The 15,477-nt window shown below is 44.0% G+C and carries 16 protein-coding genes and 1 pseudogene; 2 read left to right on the forward strand and 15 right to left on the reverse strand.

Annotated features, from left to right (window positions below; all coding sequences use genetic code 11):
• Positions 1-454 (forward strand): annotated as a pseudogene (locus ABDZ72_RS04760) (transposase); the annotation flags it as partial.
• A 148-nt stretch (positions 455-602) separates the two neighbouring features.
• Here ABDZ72_RS04760 and ABDZ72_RS04765 read toward each other — a convergent pair.
• The 13 genes from ABDZ72_RS04765 to ABDZ72_RS04825 form a co-directional block, all read right to left on the reverse strand.
• Entirely contained in the window at positions 603-1,406 is an 804-nt protein-coding gene (locus tag ABDZ72_RS04765; RefSeq protein ID WP_343751490.1) for a glycosyltransferase family A protein, read from the reverse strand.
• A 122-nt stretch (positions 1,407-1,528) separates the two neighbouring features.
• Complete coding sequence (locus tag ABDZ72_RS04770; protein ID WP_343751491.1) at positions 1,529-2,695, reverse strand: glycosyltransferase family 2 protein; 1,167 nt, start codon at positions 2,693-2,695, stop codon at positions 1,529-1,531.
• 91 nt (positions 2,696-2,786) lie between these two features.
• Entirely contained in the window at positions 2,787-3,875 is a 1,089-nt protein-coding gene (locus ABDZ72_RS04775; RefSeq protein WP_343751492.1) for a glycosyltransferase family 4 protein, read from the reverse strand.
• The gene (locus tag ABDZ72_RS04780) at positions 3,875-4,558 is read right to left on the reverse strand and encodes an HAD family hydrolase (protein WP_343751493.1); all 684 of its coding nucleotides are present in this window, start codon (positions 4,556-4,558) and stop codon (positions 3,875-3,877) included. The genes ABDZ72_RS04775 and ABDZ72_RS04780 overlap by 1 nt, the downstream gene beginning before the upstream one ends.
• Entirely contained in the window at positions 4,558-5,535 is a 978-nt protein-coding gene (locus ABDZ72_RS04785; protein WP_343751494.1) for an ATP-grasp domain-containing protein, read from the reverse strand. The genes ABDZ72_RS04780 and ABDZ72_RS04785 overlap by 1 nt, the downstream gene beginning before the upstream one ends.
• Positions 5,528-6,172 (reverse strand): sugar transferase, encoded by a 645-nt coding sequence (locus ABDZ72_RS04790; RefSeq protein WP_343751495.1) that lies wholly within the window; start codon positions 6,170-6,172, stop codon positions 5,528-5,530. Before ABDZ72_RS04790 ends, ABDZ72_RS04785 begins: the two co-directional genes overlap by 8 nt.
• Entirely contained in the window at positions 6,172-7,284 is a 1,113-nt protein-coding gene (locus ABDZ72_RS04795; protein ID WP_343751496.1) for a DegT/DnrJ/EryC1/StrS family aminotransferase, read from the reverse strand. Before ABDZ72_RS04795 ends, ABDZ72_RS04790 begins: the two co-directional genes overlap by 1 nt.
• Positions 7,285-7,414: 130 nt before the next feature.
• A complete protein-coding gene (galU, locus tag ABDZ72_RS04800) occupies positions 7,415-8,296 on the reverse strand; it encodes a UTP--glucose-1-phosphate uridylyltransferase GalU (RefSeq protein WP_343751497.1) in 882 nt (293 codons plus the stop codon).
• Positions 8,297-8,398: 102 nt separating this feature from the next.
• A complete protein-coding gene (locus ABDZ72_RS04805; RefSeq protein WP_343751498.1) occupies positions 8,399-10,231 on the reverse strand; it encodes a polysaccharide biosynthesis protein in 1,833 nt (610 codons plus the stop codon).
• An 84-nt stretch (positions 10,232-10,315) separates the two neighbouring features.
• Positions 10,316-11,080 (reverse strand): tyrosine-protein phosphatase, encoded by a 765-nt coding sequence (locus tag ABDZ72_RS04810; protein WP_343751499.1) that lies wholly within the window; start codon positions 11,078-11,080, stop codon positions 10,316-10,318.
• A 185-nt stretch (positions 11,081-11,265) separates the two neighbouring features.
• Positions 11,266-12,015: a tyrosine-protein phosphatase gene (locus ABDZ72_RS04815; protein WP_343751500.1), complete on the reverse strand. Its 750-nt coding sequence runs from the start codon at positions 12,013-12,015 to the stop codon at positions 11,266-11,268.
• A 196-nt stretch (positions 12,016-12,211) separates the two neighbouring features.
• Entirely contained in the window at positions 12,212-12,916 is a 705-nt protein-coding gene (locus ABDZ72_RS04820) for a CpsD/CapB family tyrosine-protein kinase (protein WP_343751501.1), read from the reverse strand.
• Complete coding sequence (locus ABDZ72_RS04825) at positions 12,882-13,646, reverse strand: YveK family protein (RefSeq protein ID WP_343751502.1); 765 nt, start codon at positions 13,644-13,646, stop codon at positions 12,882-12,884. The genes ABDZ72_RS04820 and ABDZ72_RS04825 overlap by 35 nt, the downstream gene beginning before the upstream one ends.
• Before the next feature lie 368 nt (positions 13,647-14,014).
• On the opposite strand from ABDZ72_RS04825, the gene ABDZ72_RS04830 reads away from it, so the two are divergent.
• Positions 14,015-14,272 carry a hypothetical protein gene (locus tag ABDZ72_RS04830; protein ID WP_343751503.1) on the forward strand — a complete coding sequence of 86 codons (258 nt, stop codon included), beginning with the start codon at positions 14,015-14,017 and terminating at the stop codon, positions 14,270-14,272.
• Between the two features lie 79 nt (positions 14,273-14,351).
• Here ABDZ72_RS04830 and ABDZ72_RS04835 read toward each other — a convergent pair whose 3' ends face one another.
• Positions 14,352-14,705, reverse strand: a complete 354-nt coding sequence (locus ABDZ72_RS04835; RefSeq protein ID WP_343751504.1) for a nucleotidyltransferase domain-containing protein — start codon at positions 14,703-14,705, stop codon at positions 14,352-14,354.
• Position 14,706: 1 nt separating this feature from the next.
• Complete coding sequence (locus ABDZ72_RS04840) at positions 14,707-15,108, reverse strand: nucleotidyltransferase substrate binding protein (protein WP_343751505.1); 402 nt, start codon at positions 15,106-15,108, stop codon at positions 14,707-14,709.
• Positions 15,109-15,477 lie beyond the last annotated feature (369 nt).

A 15,477-nucleotide genomic window follows, 5' to 3' on the forward strand; every position in this document is an offset into this window, starting at 1 on the left:
TCCTGTCATGGGATGCCTATCACGAAGGAAAGCGGCTGAAAGAATCAATCGAGCAGTATAAAGCCCGTTATGGCTACTATCCGGAGCTGTTTTAGCTGACACCATTTATCGGACACGGGAAAATCGTAGTTACTGTCAGGAACGCGGCATCCGCCTGAGTGGCCCCAAACTGGGACGACCATCCAAAGACGAACAACTTAACGCGATGCATAAGCAGGTAGAGCGACAAGATGCTTCCGAGCGAAATACGATCGAAGGCAAATTCTGAGAAGGCAAGCGCCGGTATGGGCTGGGCCTTATTTCAGCATGTCTTCAGAAAACCAGTGAGACCGCCATTTCGCTCAGTCTGCTTCTAATGAATATCGGAAAGATCCTCCGGGGTTCTTTTTTGACTTTTTTATTGCTTATACTGCCAGGTTTTTCGAAAGAAAATCTTCAAGCACTCCGTATATAAGTGATTTAAACTTGCTTATATTGCATGTTCAGTAGACCCTAATTAGGTGTGACAATAAAGTAATATCGCTTCATGGTTATAATCATCCACTAACTAAAGGTAATCACAATTTGATATTTAATTTATTTTACTTTCATCCATATGAATATTACGTAGCTTTGCCTTTCTTTATAAAATCTTTACGCCCCTTAATCATCTCCTTGAATACTTCTTTAGTTCTCAGTTCATTCACATATAATTTTCTTTTACGTAGTAAAAACTGAGTTATTAAAAAAAGTGAGAAAGCATTTCCACCTATTGCTTGAAATAAAGCCCCACGATCAAAGAAATAATTTTCATTGTAGCCTTCAAACCAAGTTGAACCATTTTCCTCAATTTCAGCAATTACATCTTTACAAGAGTAGATCTTCAAACCTTTTTTAATAGATTCTACAATAAAGATACTATCCTCACCGGATCCGTAACATGCGCCACCTCCGAATAATAGGCTAAAAAAAAGATTATTTTTAGTAACACTTTCTCTTCTGAACGCAATATTAACTGTTCCATACTTCAATACATTGTAGAACCTAACACGACCATCTTTTTCTACTTTTTCAATAGTATGACCATCTTTTTTGTGAATTGGAACATTAAACATAATTATATCTGCTTTAGGATTTCTTTTAAAAGCATTAATTACTTTCTCTTTATAATTATCGACATAAATCATATCCTCATCAGCCATTAAACATATATCTCCAGTTGATCTCATCAAAGCATTATTACGGCTAAGGCCTACGCCTCGTTCAGCAAAAGATAGGAATTTTATTGGATTGCCATTATAATAAAACTCCTCATGCTTATTTTCGTCACACTGATTAATTATTATTGCTTTAGATTGTATATTCATTTTTTCAAGTATACTATAGTCATTCAGATGCATAGTAGATATTAATAATTCCAAGTCCATATTAAGCCACCGCAATTCGTTAAGTTTATCTTTTATTTGTTCCAATTTATTTAAATAGGCTTAAAATTAACATTAATTCTATTTATTTTTCTCTACAGAGGGGTGAAAGGTAATTCTTAATATTATCTTGTACTTTCCGCCTTCTCCCAGACAGACTTTGCCTTTCCAGTAATAATGTTATAAACACCAACCCATTGTGCAGCTATCGTGACACAATAATAGTATACCAAAGATAAATATTTATTATCTGATTTGGTAATTAATTTAACCAATCCCAAAATATAAAACAATATTTGTCCCATAAATACCACTGTAAACAGCCATGATTCTGGTATTAATAAAGCATTAGAAATAAATAGAAAAAAATGAGATATCCATAATAAATATCTACATGTCCTATGTCCAAAATAAAAATATGAGAACCACCTATATTTAAATACGTTCAGTATCCTTAAATCCGGTAGGATATGTTTGAGAATAAGTCTATTCATCCTTACCTTACGGCTAAATTCATCTCCGATGCTTTCCCCAGCTTTCTCATAAGCTATTGCATCGTGGTTGGCAATTGCTCTTTTCCCTTGCAATGCATAAAATTGTGGCATTGCAGTATCGTGACTTTGAATTGGATCAAATGCATAGTAATCTTTAGTCCTGCAGGCATATAATGCACCGTTACCTGCCGTAATAGTTTGTATTCTTCCTTCTATTTCTCTAATAGACATATCATTATCCCAATAGCTCGCTTCTGCACCACTAATATCACTTGATTCCTGATTTATTATTGATAGTCTTCCTGAAACATATGAAATATCTTCTGATGTGAAAGCAGCCATGAGTTCTCTAACGGAATCTTTCTCCATTATAGAATTAGCATCGGTCATTACCAAATACTCAGTTGTAACATTTTTTTTTGCTTCATTTTGAGCATTTGTTTTTCCTTTACGATCCTTCGTTTCAAAAAGTCGAATATTTTTACACTGATGCTTTTTTATAAATTGCCTAACTATATTATTGGTTTTATCGGTACTATTATCAGAAGCAATTAAGTATTCAATTTTTTCTTGAGGATAATTTAACTTTAAAATATTTTGAAGTTTATCCAATATCACTTTTTCTTCATTATGTGCAACTACCATTACTGTTACTTCAGGGTAATGGGAATAGTCCTTTTTTAAAGTTCTACTTTTGTATAAAACCCCAATTAACTTCAAAGATATTGGATACCCTATCATTGCCCAAAATATAATAAATCCACTTAAATAAAATAACACTTTATAGAATAACTCCATATACTTTCCTCCATAGTGCTTCAATCTATGAGTAACTTTGTAAAATTCCATTATTCTGTATTAGTTCAAGTAGGTTTTAGAAGCTAGATAACTATTCATTATAAATTTTAATTACTTTCTCTGTCATTTTTTCAGACGTCAAATTTTCTTTATAAAAACAATAGGCTTCATTCACCATTTCCGCAACCTTGCTTTCATTAGTCAGGATATCATAAATCGATTCACTAAGTGCTTTAGAGTCACCATAATCTATACCAATACAATAATCTTTCATATCAGAATACCCACCAGTTTTTGATCGAATCACGGGTACTTTCATAGCAAAAGCTTCTACACAGACAATAGGAAAGCCTTCATTTTGACTTGGCAAAACCATTAAATCAGAAATGTTTAAAATATCCACAGGGTTCACATAACCGGTAAAAACTATATTTTCTATTAACCCCAGTGATTTAGCTTTTTGAATAATTTCATTTTTATATTCACCTGGACCATCACCAGTAAATAATACTTTGAACTGTGATATATCGATATCTGAATTTTTAATCATATTTCCTAAAGATTCTAATAGATATAAATGGCCTTTCACCCTTGATAGTCGGCCAAGTAGACAAATGACTTTATGATCTTTAATCTTATATAGTTCTTTTATTTCATACTTTCTTTCAACTGAATACTGAATATACTGCTCCGAATTAACACCATTAAAAACTACATGTGAATTGCTCCTTGGAATTTTTAATCTTTCATGTAGCATAGGTAACATGTCACTTGAAACCGTTAATGCGCCTTTTCCGCTAAATGTAAAAATTCTATATAACCAGCTAGATGGAATTTGATTTAAGTGATTAGACCATACAAAGTCAATACCTGTAAGAATCGATGATAATTTAATGTAAAGACCTGTTGAACGCCAATGAGTATGTGCTATATCTATGCCTTCTCTACGTATTATCCTAATAAGGTTAAATAAATTTTTTAGTGCAATAATAGGGTTCTTTGTTATAAAAGGTATATGAATATGCCTGATTCCGTTACTTTCCAACTCTTTTACATGTGGGCCTCCCGACGATACAACTATCACATTATGTTCTTTCAAGGTCAGTATGCGCGATAATTGAATAATATGCGAATTAACACCTGAATCTTTCATATGCTTCGATAATTGTAAAATATTCACTATTTTTCTCCTATCAAATGGGTGTTCAAATCGGATAAGGAATTAATTTTAAATGATGCTTGTACGGCTTTATAATATGATGCATTTTTATAAACAGAATCATTTCTAATAATCCTAACAGCCTTAATAGGATATATATTGCTTATATAAAAATCTTTTTCCGGATTATCACCAATATATACCATCTCATCAAATGATACATTTAGTTTTTCCTTCATTATCTCAAACGGCATAGGATGTGGTTTCCAATAGTTCTTTCCTAAGTCATCAGTTACAATTATTTCATCAAAATGATTATTGGCCTGTACAGCTTTTAATTTTTGGTGTTGAGCATTTGCGTAGCCATCAGTGATAATACCGGTTTTAATATATCTTTTTTTTAACAAATTAATGAATGGTAATACATCACTATAAAAGCTTATTCTTGGAGAATGATTCCGATATTCATTCACCATCTCCAGTATATCACTTTTGGTATATGCAATTCCCAATTTGTCAAATAGTCTATTAAAAATATAACGGGGATTATCATTAAAAAGTTCACTTAATAGATTATATAGTTTTTCTTCATCTTCGTTATATCTATTACTTAATAGTCTAGCTATGTGGTAATACCCACTTTTTATATATCCTCGTTCGGAAATCAGAGTATCGTCCAAATCAAATATGATTGCTTTAACCATTAGACTAATTCCATATCATCGTTTAAACAAATACTACTATCATATCTTAAAAACGTTAAATCGTCCTTGAAATTTTCGTTATACCCTAGTTTTTCACCCATTAGCAACCTAAAAAGATTTTCACAAGAGTCTGCACCGCTCTTAATGCTCATTGGTGCCCCGCCACCAAATCTAGGGTTAATTTCAATATATTCTATTCCTTTTTTTGTCTTCATTAATTGAACAGTTATATGTCCTATAGGCTTTAACACTCCCATTAATTTAATAACATCATCGATAATCTCCCTATCCTTGACAATCTTGCCTTTAGAAATCTCACCACTACGAGTGGCTATCCTCAACCTGGGAACAATCGTAATAATATTACTATCAAAGTCTAAAAACGCATCAATTGTATATTCTTTGCCTTCCATAAAATCCTGAACTACAGGCTCTTCTATAACATCCTTATAAATATTTAAGTCTTCATTATTATTCACTTTAAATGTGTTAATACTGGAACTTCCGGACTTGGGTTTAATAAAAAGCGGGAACTGGAGATCACCGTTTTTAACTTCTTCATCTGTATACATTTTTGGAATCCCAAAGTTATTTTCCTCCAAAAACTTCTGCGTGTTGATTTTATTTCTGCATATCTCAACAGTTTTATAATCAGATATCATTACTTTTGCTTTTATTTTCTCTTCTATATAATTTTTATTCTTCGCTAGTAATAATAATTCCGTATCTATGGTAGGAACAATTAAAGAAATGTTTTCTTGATTACATGCATCTATAATTGAACTAATATAATTATCCTCATTAATACGAGGCAACTTATACGTTCTGTCGGCAAAGTATAATGCTGGGGCAGTATCAGAGCAATCGCCAGCCACTATATTACTTTTAACATCAAGTTTTCTTGTAGCATGTTGAAAACATTGCACCAGTTCTACACGTCTTCCGGCACTTAAGATAAATACATTTATTTCACTCATCATTGTCCCCTACCTTATTACCTTTAAAATACTCCATGGTTGCTGCTGTTTCCGAATTAATTCCTTCTTTAACAAAAACCTTTTTTAGAGTAGAAAAGATGATTTTCCAATCATCAAGAAAACTTACATTTTCCACGTACTGCACGTCTAGATCGAACTTATCTTCCCAATGGATTGCATTTCTACCACTAACCTGCGCCAACCCCGATAAACCCGGTCTTACTTCATGACGCCGTTTTTGATATTGGTTGTAAAGCGGTAAATACTGTACCAGTAAGGGTCTTGGGCCAACAATAGACATATCCCCTTTAAGAATGTTAAAGAGTTCCGGGAGTTCATCAAGAGATGTAGAACGCAACGTTTTACCGAATCTCGTCAGTCTAACATCATCGGGAAGCAAGTTGCCATCCTTATCTTTTTCATCTGTCATTGTTTTAAATTTATACATGGTGAAAAGTCCCTCATTCAGCCCTGGGCGGTCTTGTTTAAATAAAATTGGACTTCCAAGTTTAACTCTAACTAACAATGCAACAATGAAAAAAAACGGGCTAAGGATTATAATTGCAATTAATGATAATATGAAATCCATTGACCTCTTTATAAACTTTCTGTAGAAACCAGCCTTTGAATTGCTCATTATGACCACAATCCTTTTATGGTTTTGATCACCTTACCCAAATCCTCTTCGGTCATTTTCGTATCTGAAGGAAGACATAACCCATTTTCAAAGAGTCTTTCAGCCACGCCGTCACCGATGAAATCATAATCATTAAAGAATGGCTGCAAGTGCATTGGCTTCCAAATCGGTCTGGAGTCGATATTTTCTTTTTCCAGTGCTTCGATCACATCGAGTGGCCTTATCTGACCATGTAATGTGAGGGCACTCAGCCAGCGATTGGGTTCATCCCATTTATTGGCTGGCATAAATTGGACACCATCCAAGCTTCCTAGCTCCTGTCTATAGGTTTCGTATATAAGTCGCTTTTGTGCCACGCGTTTCTCAAGGACTTTGAGCTGTCCTCTGCCGATTCCAGCGACGACATTGCTCATACGGTAATTATAACCTAATTCACTATGCTGATAGTGTCTAGCTTTATCTCGGGACTGAGTTGCCCAAAATCTAGCTTTTTCTACTCGTTCATCATTAGCAGAAACGAGCATGCCACCACCGGACGTCGTGATAATTTTATTTCCATTAAATGAGAAAACGCCATAATCTCCAAATGTCCCAGTATGCTGTCCTTTGTAATACGTTCCCAACGATTCAGCAGCATCCTCTATTAATACAACGTTGTGTTTGTTACACACGTCTACTATTTTATCAAGGTCAGCAGATAACCCATACAGATGAACGACGATAACTGCTTTTACGTCAGGATATTTTTCAAAGGCTTCCTCTAATGCCTCAGGACTCATATTCCAAGTTTCATAATCACTATCAATGAAAACCGGCGTGGCATTTTGATAAATAATCGGGTTAGCCGTTGCTGAGAATGTAAGACTTGGACAAAATACAATATCTCCTTCGCCTACTCCCGCTGCTTTTAAGGCTAAATGAATAGCTGCTGTACCCGAAGACAGGGCGGCGGCAGATTTTGCACCAACTTTTGCAGCGAGTTCGTTTTCAAACTCATTAACGTTTTCACCGAGAGGGGCAATCCAATTCTTATCAAAGGCTTCCTGTACATATTGCATTTCATAGCCTTCATCACTCATATGTGGCGATGAAAGAAGTATTTTTTCTGTCATGTCCAAGTACTCCTTTTCCTTTGAAGCTTATTCTTCAGTAGCTTAGGTGCTGATTGGATGTCCGTTAACATCCAATCAACTGCTAAACTACTAAACGATTGGATGAAATGATGGGCTTACTTGGTCTGTCCTAGTTCTTCACACGCTGCCGAGCCGCCAACTCTTCAACCAGTGCTTTCACGCCTTCCCCAATATCCGCATCTTTCATCGCATACTCCAGCGTTGTTTTGATAAACCCGAATTTCTCCCCAACATCAAACCGTGTACCTTCAAAATCATACGCATACACGTCCTGTTCCTTGTTCAGGTTTTGAATCGCGTCGGTGAGCTGGATTTCGCCGCCGGCACCGATTTCGTGTTTATCGAGATGGTTGAAGACTTCCGGTGTGAGCACGTAACGGCCCATGATGGCCAGGTTCGATGGTGCGGTTCCTTGTTCGGGCTTTTCGACAAAGTGATCGACTTTGTACCGGCGGTCTTCCTGGGCACTTGGGTCGACGATGCCGTAGCGATGGGTGGCATCATCTGGTACTTGCTGCACGCCGATAACGGATCGTTCGGTTTGTTCGTATTGCTGAATTAATTGTTTTAGACCGGGGGTGTCGGATTCAACGATGTCGTCGCCCAACAGAACGGCAAATGGGTCATCGCCTATAAATTTGCGGGCGCACCAGACGGCGTGCCCCAGTCCTTGTGGGTCTTTTTGCCGGATATAGTGAATATCGACATTGGATGCGTGATTCACTTTTTCGAGCAGCTCGAACTTTTCTTTTTTCATTAAGTTGTCTTCGAGTTCGAAGTTATTATCAAAGTGATCCTCGATGGCGCGTTTATGCTTCCCTGTCACGATGATAATGTCTTCAATACCAGATTCGATGGCTTCCTCGACGATGTATTGAATCGTCGGTTTATCGACAATCGGAAGCATTTCTTTCGGCATGGCTTTCGTTGCCGGCAGGAAGCGTGTTCCGAGGCCGGCTGCTGGAATAATCGCTTTTTTAACGGTTTTCATATTTCGTTTAACCCCCTCTGTTTGATTTGGCACTTTCCCCGGGTGTCTGGCACTTGACGACAAAAGAGATTTAGTAAAGTGCTTGGCACCTTTTTAACGTGCTTAAGACCCTTTTGCTGTCATCGGTGTTTGTTCCATGTAGACAATATCCATAATGCCGTCTTTCAATTGCTCTGGGTTCGTCTCGGGCAGTGTGTCGATCAAGTTGGTAATGAGCGTTGCATCCACTTGCCCAGTCCGCCCAACGTAAATCTTCTCATACACTTCCCCAGGCAGGACTTCCTCGTCACTAAGCAGTTCTTCATACATCTTTTCACCTGGCCGCTTGCCGCTGAATTGGATGCCGATGTCGTCTTCGGTGTAGCCGGATAGTTTAATCAGGTTGCGGGCGAGGTCAACAATTCTGACCGGTTCGCCCATGTCGAGGACGAAGATTTCGCCGCCTCTGGCGAGTGTCCCGGCCTGAATGACGAGCCGGGATGCTTCCGGTATCGTCATGAAGTAGCGCGTCATTTCCGGGTCGGTGACGGTGATCGGGCCACCGCTGGCGATTTGTTTTTTGAAGAGCGGGATGACACTGCCGCGGCTGCCGAGGACGTTGCCGAAGCGGACGGCGGCGAATGTCGTCCGGCTGCGCTGACTCACGTCCTGGATGATCATTTCGGCCAGGCGTTTAGTGGCGCCCATGACGTTCGTCGGGCGGACCGCTTTATCGGTTGAGACGAGGACGAACTTGTCAGCGCCAAACGTATCGGCTGCTTCGGCCACATTTTTCGTGCCGACGATGTTGTTCTTGACCGCTTCGTGCGGGTTGTATTCCATCAGTGGCACGTGCTTGTGTGCGGCGGCGTGATAGACAATCGCCGGCTGGTGCTCTTCTAAGACGGCAAACATGTGGTGGCGGTCCTGCACATCGCCGATCACTGGGACAATGTCGATGTCGGTGTCACGGTATGTGTCTTTCAGTTCCATATTAATGTTATAAATGCTGAATTCGCCGTGCCCGACAAGGACAATTTTGCCCGGTGTGAACGCCATCAGCTGGCGGCACAGCTCTGAGCCGATCGATCCGCCGGCACCGGTGACCATGACGGTTTGCCCCGTTACATATTCCGATATCGTATCAATGTCCAACTCCACCGGGTCGCGTCCGAGTAAGTCCTCCACCTCGACATTTTTCAGGTTGCTGACCGAGACACGTCCGGTCATCAGGTCTTCGATTTTCGGAATCATTTGCACTTTGGCGCTCGTCTGGTTGCAGTAGTCGAGTATCGCATTCAGATCGCCATTGGCAAGCGACGGGATGGCGATGACGACGTGGTCAATCCGGTGCTCCTCCACGAGCTCGGGGATATGCCTCATCCGTCCAAGGACGGGCACACCGTAAATTTCCATGCGCTGTTTCGTCAAGTCATCATCGACGAATACAACCGGCAGCAAGTCATTGTCGCCGTCATGGCTGTTGTGCAGCTGGCGGACAATCATCGAGCCGGCTGCCCCCGCGCCGACGATGAGCGTGCGTTTTTTACCCTTGTCCCCGGCGATGTAGCGATCGCGGTAGATGCGCCAGGCGAAGCGGGAGCCGCCAATCAGGATGATATGTAAGAACCATGTAACCAGTAACGCACGGCTATACAGTGAAAAATCGTTGACGAGAAACTGCACGATGCCAGCAGCGATTATCGACAGGGTAACGGCTTGAACGATAGCGAGCAGTTCACCAACGCTCGCGTAGGCCCATACTTTGTTGTACAACTTATACAGCGCCGCGAATAGATGATGAAAGAATAAAAGCGATAACGAACTGATGACTATAGCGTCAAGTTGCCATATGGATATTTGCGGGTAGACGACCCAGGCAGCGATGAAAATAGCGGTGCTGACGATAACTGAATCAAGCAGTACGAGCAAGGTCAGGCGTGTTCGGTAGGTCACATAAAGGCCTCCTTCCATGGGTTGATGGGTTATAGATGGTTTGGCCGGTCATGAGTCTGGTGGCCGTGCTGGTCGGCACACGCGTCAAAATAGGCCGAGAAATTTTTTCTTTTTAATCGGTTCCGGTTCGTCTTTGTGGACGGTTTCTCCGTCGATGAGCAGCTGGGCGTTTCCCATGAACGTATACACTGCCTCGCGTCCGTGCTGCTGGCCGAGTTCGTGATACGCTTCATTCATGACGAAGCCGCGCGTTGTCGTGTTGTGGGCGTCGGATGCGATGAAATGCGTCAAGTTGGCTTCAACCAAGTCATGCGCGAATGTTTGCAGCTTTTTGCCGAATGTGCCGGCGATACTTGCGGCTGTGAGCTGGGTCAGGGCGCCTTTGTCCACGAGGTCGTATAGGATGGACGGGTCCTCGTTGATGGCGGTGTTCCGCTCGGGATGGACGATGACCGGGATGTAGCCGGCGAGCTGGATGTCGAACAGCATCCGCTCGGCGTAGCGCGGCACATGGTTGGACGGGAATTCGACGAATACGTATTTGGTGCCGTTAAGTGTTGCGACGTCGCCGCCCGCGAGCTCGGTTAGCATATCGCCGTTGATGCGTGTCTCCTGTCCTGGGAGGACGGTGAGCGGTATGCCTTCGTGCCGGATGGCGTCGTTCACGTCGTCGGTATAGCGGATGATGTCGGGCCCCGCGTTGTGGTGATAGCCGTTGCGGTGGTGTGGGGTGGCGATGATGGCCGTTATCCCCTGACGGACCGCCTCCCGCGCCATGGCGAGACTGTCGGTGAGCGTGTCCGCGCCGTCGTCGATGCCCGGCAATATGTGCGAATGGATATCGATCACGACGATCCCTCCCTTCTGGCTTGGCTCGGTTCGTTGGGGTGACGCTTGCGCTGGTTCGAACCTGTTGTGTCTACGTGCGTCTTATCAGTGCGAGTGAACGTCTCCTCTATCGAACCGGTTGGCGTGCGTGAAATCGTGTTGTTAATAGGTTTTAGTATAACAGAATCCGAGTTTACTAGACAAGACTATCGGAAAAGTTTACCAATTCCGCGTGTCTCGATCCGGGATGGTGCGTCTTTGGCAATCGGCCGGTTATGGACGAGCTGCTCGCTGTTGTCGCGGAGCATGGCGGCGGTTGATTCGTCCAGCGTTTGATAGACTTTCGCGAGTTGATCGGTTGTCGCGGACACGGTGTTGGATGCGAGCAGGTGTACGAGATGGGCGTTCAGCATGCGGCGGGTGAACGTTTTAATGCGTTTGCCGTTGTTTCCGCTCAGACTGGCGGCATCGGTCTGGATGAGCGCGCCGTTTTTGACCATGTCGTAAAGAAAACCGGGCTGCTCGCGGATGCCGGGGTGTGTTTCTGGATGGGCGATAACCGGGACGTAGCCGCTCATCTGCACGTCGAACAGACGTTGCAGGGCAAACGGTGGCAGGTGATCCGCGGGTAGTTCCAGCAAGACGTATTTTGTTTCGTTGAGCCCCAGCAACAAGCCGTGTTCAAGATCAGCGGGCACATCCGTGTCCATAAGGATGTGCTGTCCCGGCCGGATGTCCAGTGCGATGCCCTGTTGGTGAATGTGGTTGGTCAAGAATTCGGTCACACCGAGGATGTCCTCCGATTCGTTGCGGTCGGTGCCTCGGGTGACATGCGGTGCGGCGATGATGGTGTCGATGCCATGATCGGCTGCGGTTTGAGCAATTTGGATCGTTTCCTCGATCGTCTGCGGCCCATCAGCGAACCCGGGCAGAATATGCGTTTGAATATCCATCATGGTTTCCACCCCTTTGTCTGTGTTCATTCAGGCGTGGTTCATTCTATTCAGTCGCGCACTCCATCATGCGACGAGCTGGGTGTTGCTGGGCGTGCTGGTGCGTGCAACACGACGAGCAGCGCAGCGGTCGAGAACGTGCGAGCGGTTTGGCCATGGGTCGTCTGTCGATAGGATGGGTGTCGTTTTTCCCGGCCGCTTAATGGTTATCGTAGTAATAATAGTAGTTCGCTTTCTTTTTATCGACGTCGTTCACGATGGCGCCGAGAAATTTGGCCGTAGCGTTTTTCAGCACGTCCACGGACTTTTCCGCTGCGTCGGTGATGGTTTTTTTGCTGCGGACGACGAGCATTGAGCCGTCACACATATTGGCAAGAATCTGGGCGTCGGTCACCGCGAGCACCGGTGGCGTGTCAAACAGGACGATATCGTACGCTTGCTTGGCGTCCTCGATGAACGTTTCCATTTTTTGCGAGCCAAGCAGTTCGGACGGATTGGGCGGAATCGGGCCGCACGTTAAAACGTCCAGATGCTCGACGCCGGCATCCGATACGGCGTCCTCGAGTGGTGTGTCCCCGACGAGCACATTGCTGAGACCGGTCAAGTTATCGAGACGGAACATGTAGTGTGTCATCGGTTTGCGCATGTCGGCATCGACGAGCAGCACCTTTTTCCCTTGCTGCGCGTAAACGACTGCCAGATTGCCGGCGCTGTATGTTTTGCCTTCAGCCGGACCGGGTGAGGTGATGAGAAAACTTTTTAACTCCGTGTCGATGGAGGAGAACTCAAGGTTTGTCCGGACGGTCCGGTATTGCTCGGTAATGGGTGATTTCGGCCTTTCCTTGGCTATGAGTTGTCTCGACTTGCGTTTATTGGCTTGACCGTTTTTGCGTTTGCGTGCCATGGTTTGCACCTCGCTTTGCTGTTGACGTGGTTTCGACCGCTCGGGTGTCGGCGTCGCTCATGTGGCTGATCACACCGAGTACCGGGACGCCCAGTGTGTTTTCGATATCGGATTCGTTTTTGATCGTATTGTCCAGATACTCGAGCAGAAACGCCACACCGACGCCGACCATGCCGCCGAGTACGATCGCTATCGCAATGTTGAGTGCTGGTTTCGGACTGACGGGCGACGGGTCGGGACCCACTTCCGCTTGTGACAGGACGCTGACGTTATCGACGTTCATGATGCCGGGAATTTCTTGCTGGAACGTCGTCACGGTCGTGTTGGCGATGTCGCGCGCTTGTTCAGGATCCGGGTCGGTTGCGGTGACGGTCACCACTTGGGAGTTCTCCGCGCTCTGGACGTTTAATTTGTTGGAAAGCTGCGATGTGGACAGATTCGAGCCCAAGTCGTTGACCACGCTTTCCAGAATGTTGGGGCTTTTGATAATAACATTATATGTGTTAATGAGCTGCACATTCGTCTGGATATCGTTGCGGGTAAATTCGGATGTCGGTTCCTGCTGTTTTTGGTTGACGATGAACTGTGAGCTCGCTTCGTATTCGGGCGTTAATACGAAAAATGTAATGATAGCACTAATCAGCGCTGCCCCGATGACGAGCGAGATGATGAGCAGAAGGCGCTTTTTCAGCACCTCAAATATTTCTTTGAGGGAGATCGTTTCTTCCATGGTCGTGTACCTCCTGTGGTAAGTGACGCTATTCGACAGTTACAAGCGGTATTATAACATAGAATCATAGGATTGGCGGCGGTCGATTGAAATTTTTTGTGTTGGGGGGTGTGTAGTCGCGCGAGTTTGGGTGGTTGTTGCGCGAGTTGGGCGATTACTGCGCAACTTTTGGGTGGAGTTGCGCGAGTTTGGGGCGGAGCTGCGCGAGATCGGGCTTGAGTTGCGCAACTTTTGGGTGGAACTGCGCGAGTTGAGGGGCGAGTCGCGCGAGGTCGGGTGGTTGTCGCGCGAGTTGAGCGATTACTGCGCAACTTTCGGGCAGAGCTGCGCGACCTTAGCCTATTATCGCGCGAGTGGTGGGTTTTAGAATGGTAGATTTTCGGCCGCCGCCGAAAATCATCGGTATGGGTGCGGTGGGCGATTTGGTGGGAGGTGAGTCGCACGAGTTTAGGGCGGAGCTGCGCGAGTTGGGCGCTGAGTTGCGCAACTTTTGGGTGGAGTTGCGCGAGTTGAGGGGCGAGTCGCGCGAGGTCGGGCGGTTGTTGCGCGAGTTGAGCGATTACTGCGCAACTTTTGGGTGGAGTTGCGCGACCTTAGTCAATTATCGCGCGAGTGGTGGGTTTTAGAATGGTAGATTTTCGGCGGCCGCCGAAAATCATCGGAAAAGAGTCATTCGAAAAGGTGACATACCTCGTACCATGGGGGTTAATCGTCGGAAGCAGAATGATACGTTGGCGAGTTTTCATGCAATAAGGTGTCTTTTTTATAAATTTCAATACCGTTATGATCGATGTGGTGTCGAAGTCGTTCATTGGTCATACTCTCATAATGCACAACATCAAAAAAATAGGGGAGCGGGGACTCGTGATTTAATCGTTCACTTAAACCAGCCGCCGTATTTCGGGTCACCTCGCCCCCTTTAACGGCGATGTCGACGTCTGAACCTTTTTTATAATTGCCTAAAGCGCGGCTTCCGAAAATCAGGGCACATTCTATTGTCTCAAAGCGTGTGATCGTTTGAGTAATGAGTGCCATATCCTGTTCCCGTAGGCCAAACATACTACCATTCCTCCGATAATGTGCGGTATAATGTTCTCACCGCTGGCAAAAAAGACGTTACAATGTCCTCTGTCAGTTCTTTTGCCGTCTCTTCGTCATATGTGTGTACGGTCATATTGCGTTTTTCCAATGCCTCCATCCATATATGGTCGTCGTCAATCAAGCCCATTTGAAAGGCCTGTTTAATGGCTTGGCGTGGACTGTCCACAATAAATCCTTCTTTTTCCAAGTAATCCTTAAGTACTTTCCATGCGAGTTCGAACGTCATCTCAAAAAAATGGATGATGCCCGCCCGTTCAAGTTCATTAGTTATGCTGCCACTGGCATATTTATTTAAACGTTTATATGATCGTTCAAAGTTTTCAAAGCGCTGTTTCCAACGTATATCCTTAGAAGACGTCATTCGTATACCTCCCTCTCAGGGCCTTTGCTGTCATTATAAAGTACCATTACCCATTTTTCTATGTTTGGAAGCCGTCTTTGATCGACTTATTTAATGATGTTCCTGTCGCTCGAGTCGGGGTGTTTTTTCTAATAGTGGATTTTCGGCGGCGGCCGAAAATCGTCGGAATGGTGCGGTGGGATCGAGTTGAGGTGCTCCCGATCGGGGAATGATTCTCATGGAGACCAACATCTAGGAATGGATGCATGGTTGCCATATGAAAAGAGGCCTCTTCCAGGCGATGGAGAGGCCTCTTTTTTTAGTAAAAGGATGGTGAAAGTATACTACTTATTGCGTAGAACGGGAACTGGTAACGTCTGAAGCGGCGAA

It is taken from the genome of Lentibacillus halophilus, assembly GCF_039522485.1.
Taxonomy (GTDB): domain Bacteria; phylum Bacillota; class Bacilli; order Bacillales; family Amphibacillaceae; genus Lentibacillus; species Lentibacillus halophilus.

What these genes read in the sequence shown, in the direction of transcription:
- galU (WP_343751497.1), bottom strand. Translation starts at nt 8,296, where the DNA reads ATGAAAACCGTTAAAAAAGCGATTATTCCAGCAGCCGGCCTCGGAACA.
- ABDZ72_RS04770 (WP_343751491.1), bottom strand. Translation starts at nt 2,695, where the DNA reads ATGGAGTTATTCTATAAAGTGTTATTTTATTTAAGTGGATTTATTATA.
- ABDZ72_RS04820 (WP_343751501.1), bottom strand. Translation starts at nt 12,916, where the DNA reads ATGGCACGCAAACGCAAAAACGGTCAAGCCAATAAACGCAAGTCGAGA.
- ABDZ72_RS04840 (WP_343751505.1), bottom strand. Translation starts at nt 15,108, where the DNA reads ATGACGTCTTCTAAGGATATACGTTGGAAACAGCGCTTTGAAAACTTT.
- ABDZ72_RS04795 (WP_343751496.1), bottom strand. Translation starts at nt 7,284, where the DNA reads ATGACAGAAAAAATACTTCTTTCATCGCCACATATGAGTGATGAAGGC.
- ABDZ72_RS04780 (WP_343751493.1), bottom strand. Translation starts at nt 4,558, where the DNA reads ATGGTTAAAGCAATCATATTTGATTTGGACGATACTCTGATTTCCGAA.
- ABDZ72_RS04765 (WP_343751490.1), bottom strand. Translation starts at nt 1,406, where the DNA reads ATGGACTTGGAATTATTAATATCTACTATGCATCTGAATGACTATAGT.
- ABDZ72_RS04830 (WP_343751503.1), top strand. Translation starts at nt 14,015, where the DNA reads ATGGTAGATTTTCGGCCGCCGCCGAAAATCATCGGTATGGGTGCGGTG.
- ABDZ72_RS04790 (WP_343751495.1), bottom strand. Translation starts at nt 6,172, where the DNA reads ATGAGCAATTCAAAGGCTGGTTTCTACAGAAAGTTTATAAAGAGGTCA.
- ABDZ72_RS04815 (WP_343751500.1), bottom strand. Translation starts at nt 12,015, where the DNA reads ATGATGGATATTCAAACGCATATTCTGCCCGGGTTCGCTGATGGGCCG.
- ABDZ72_RS04835 (WP_343751504.1), bottom strand. Translation starts at nt 14,705, where the DNA reads ATGTTTGGCCTACGGGAACAGGATATGGCACTCATTACTCAAACGATC.
- ABDZ72_RS04785 (WP_343751494.1), bottom strand. Translation starts at nt 5,535, where the DNA reads ATGAGTGAAATAAATGTATTTATCTTAAGTGCCGGAAGACGTGTAGAA.
- ABDZ72_RS04825 (WP_343751502.1), bottom strand. Translation starts at nt 13,646, where the DNA reads ATGGAAGAAACGATCTCCCTCAAAGAAATATTTGAGGTGCTGAAAAAG.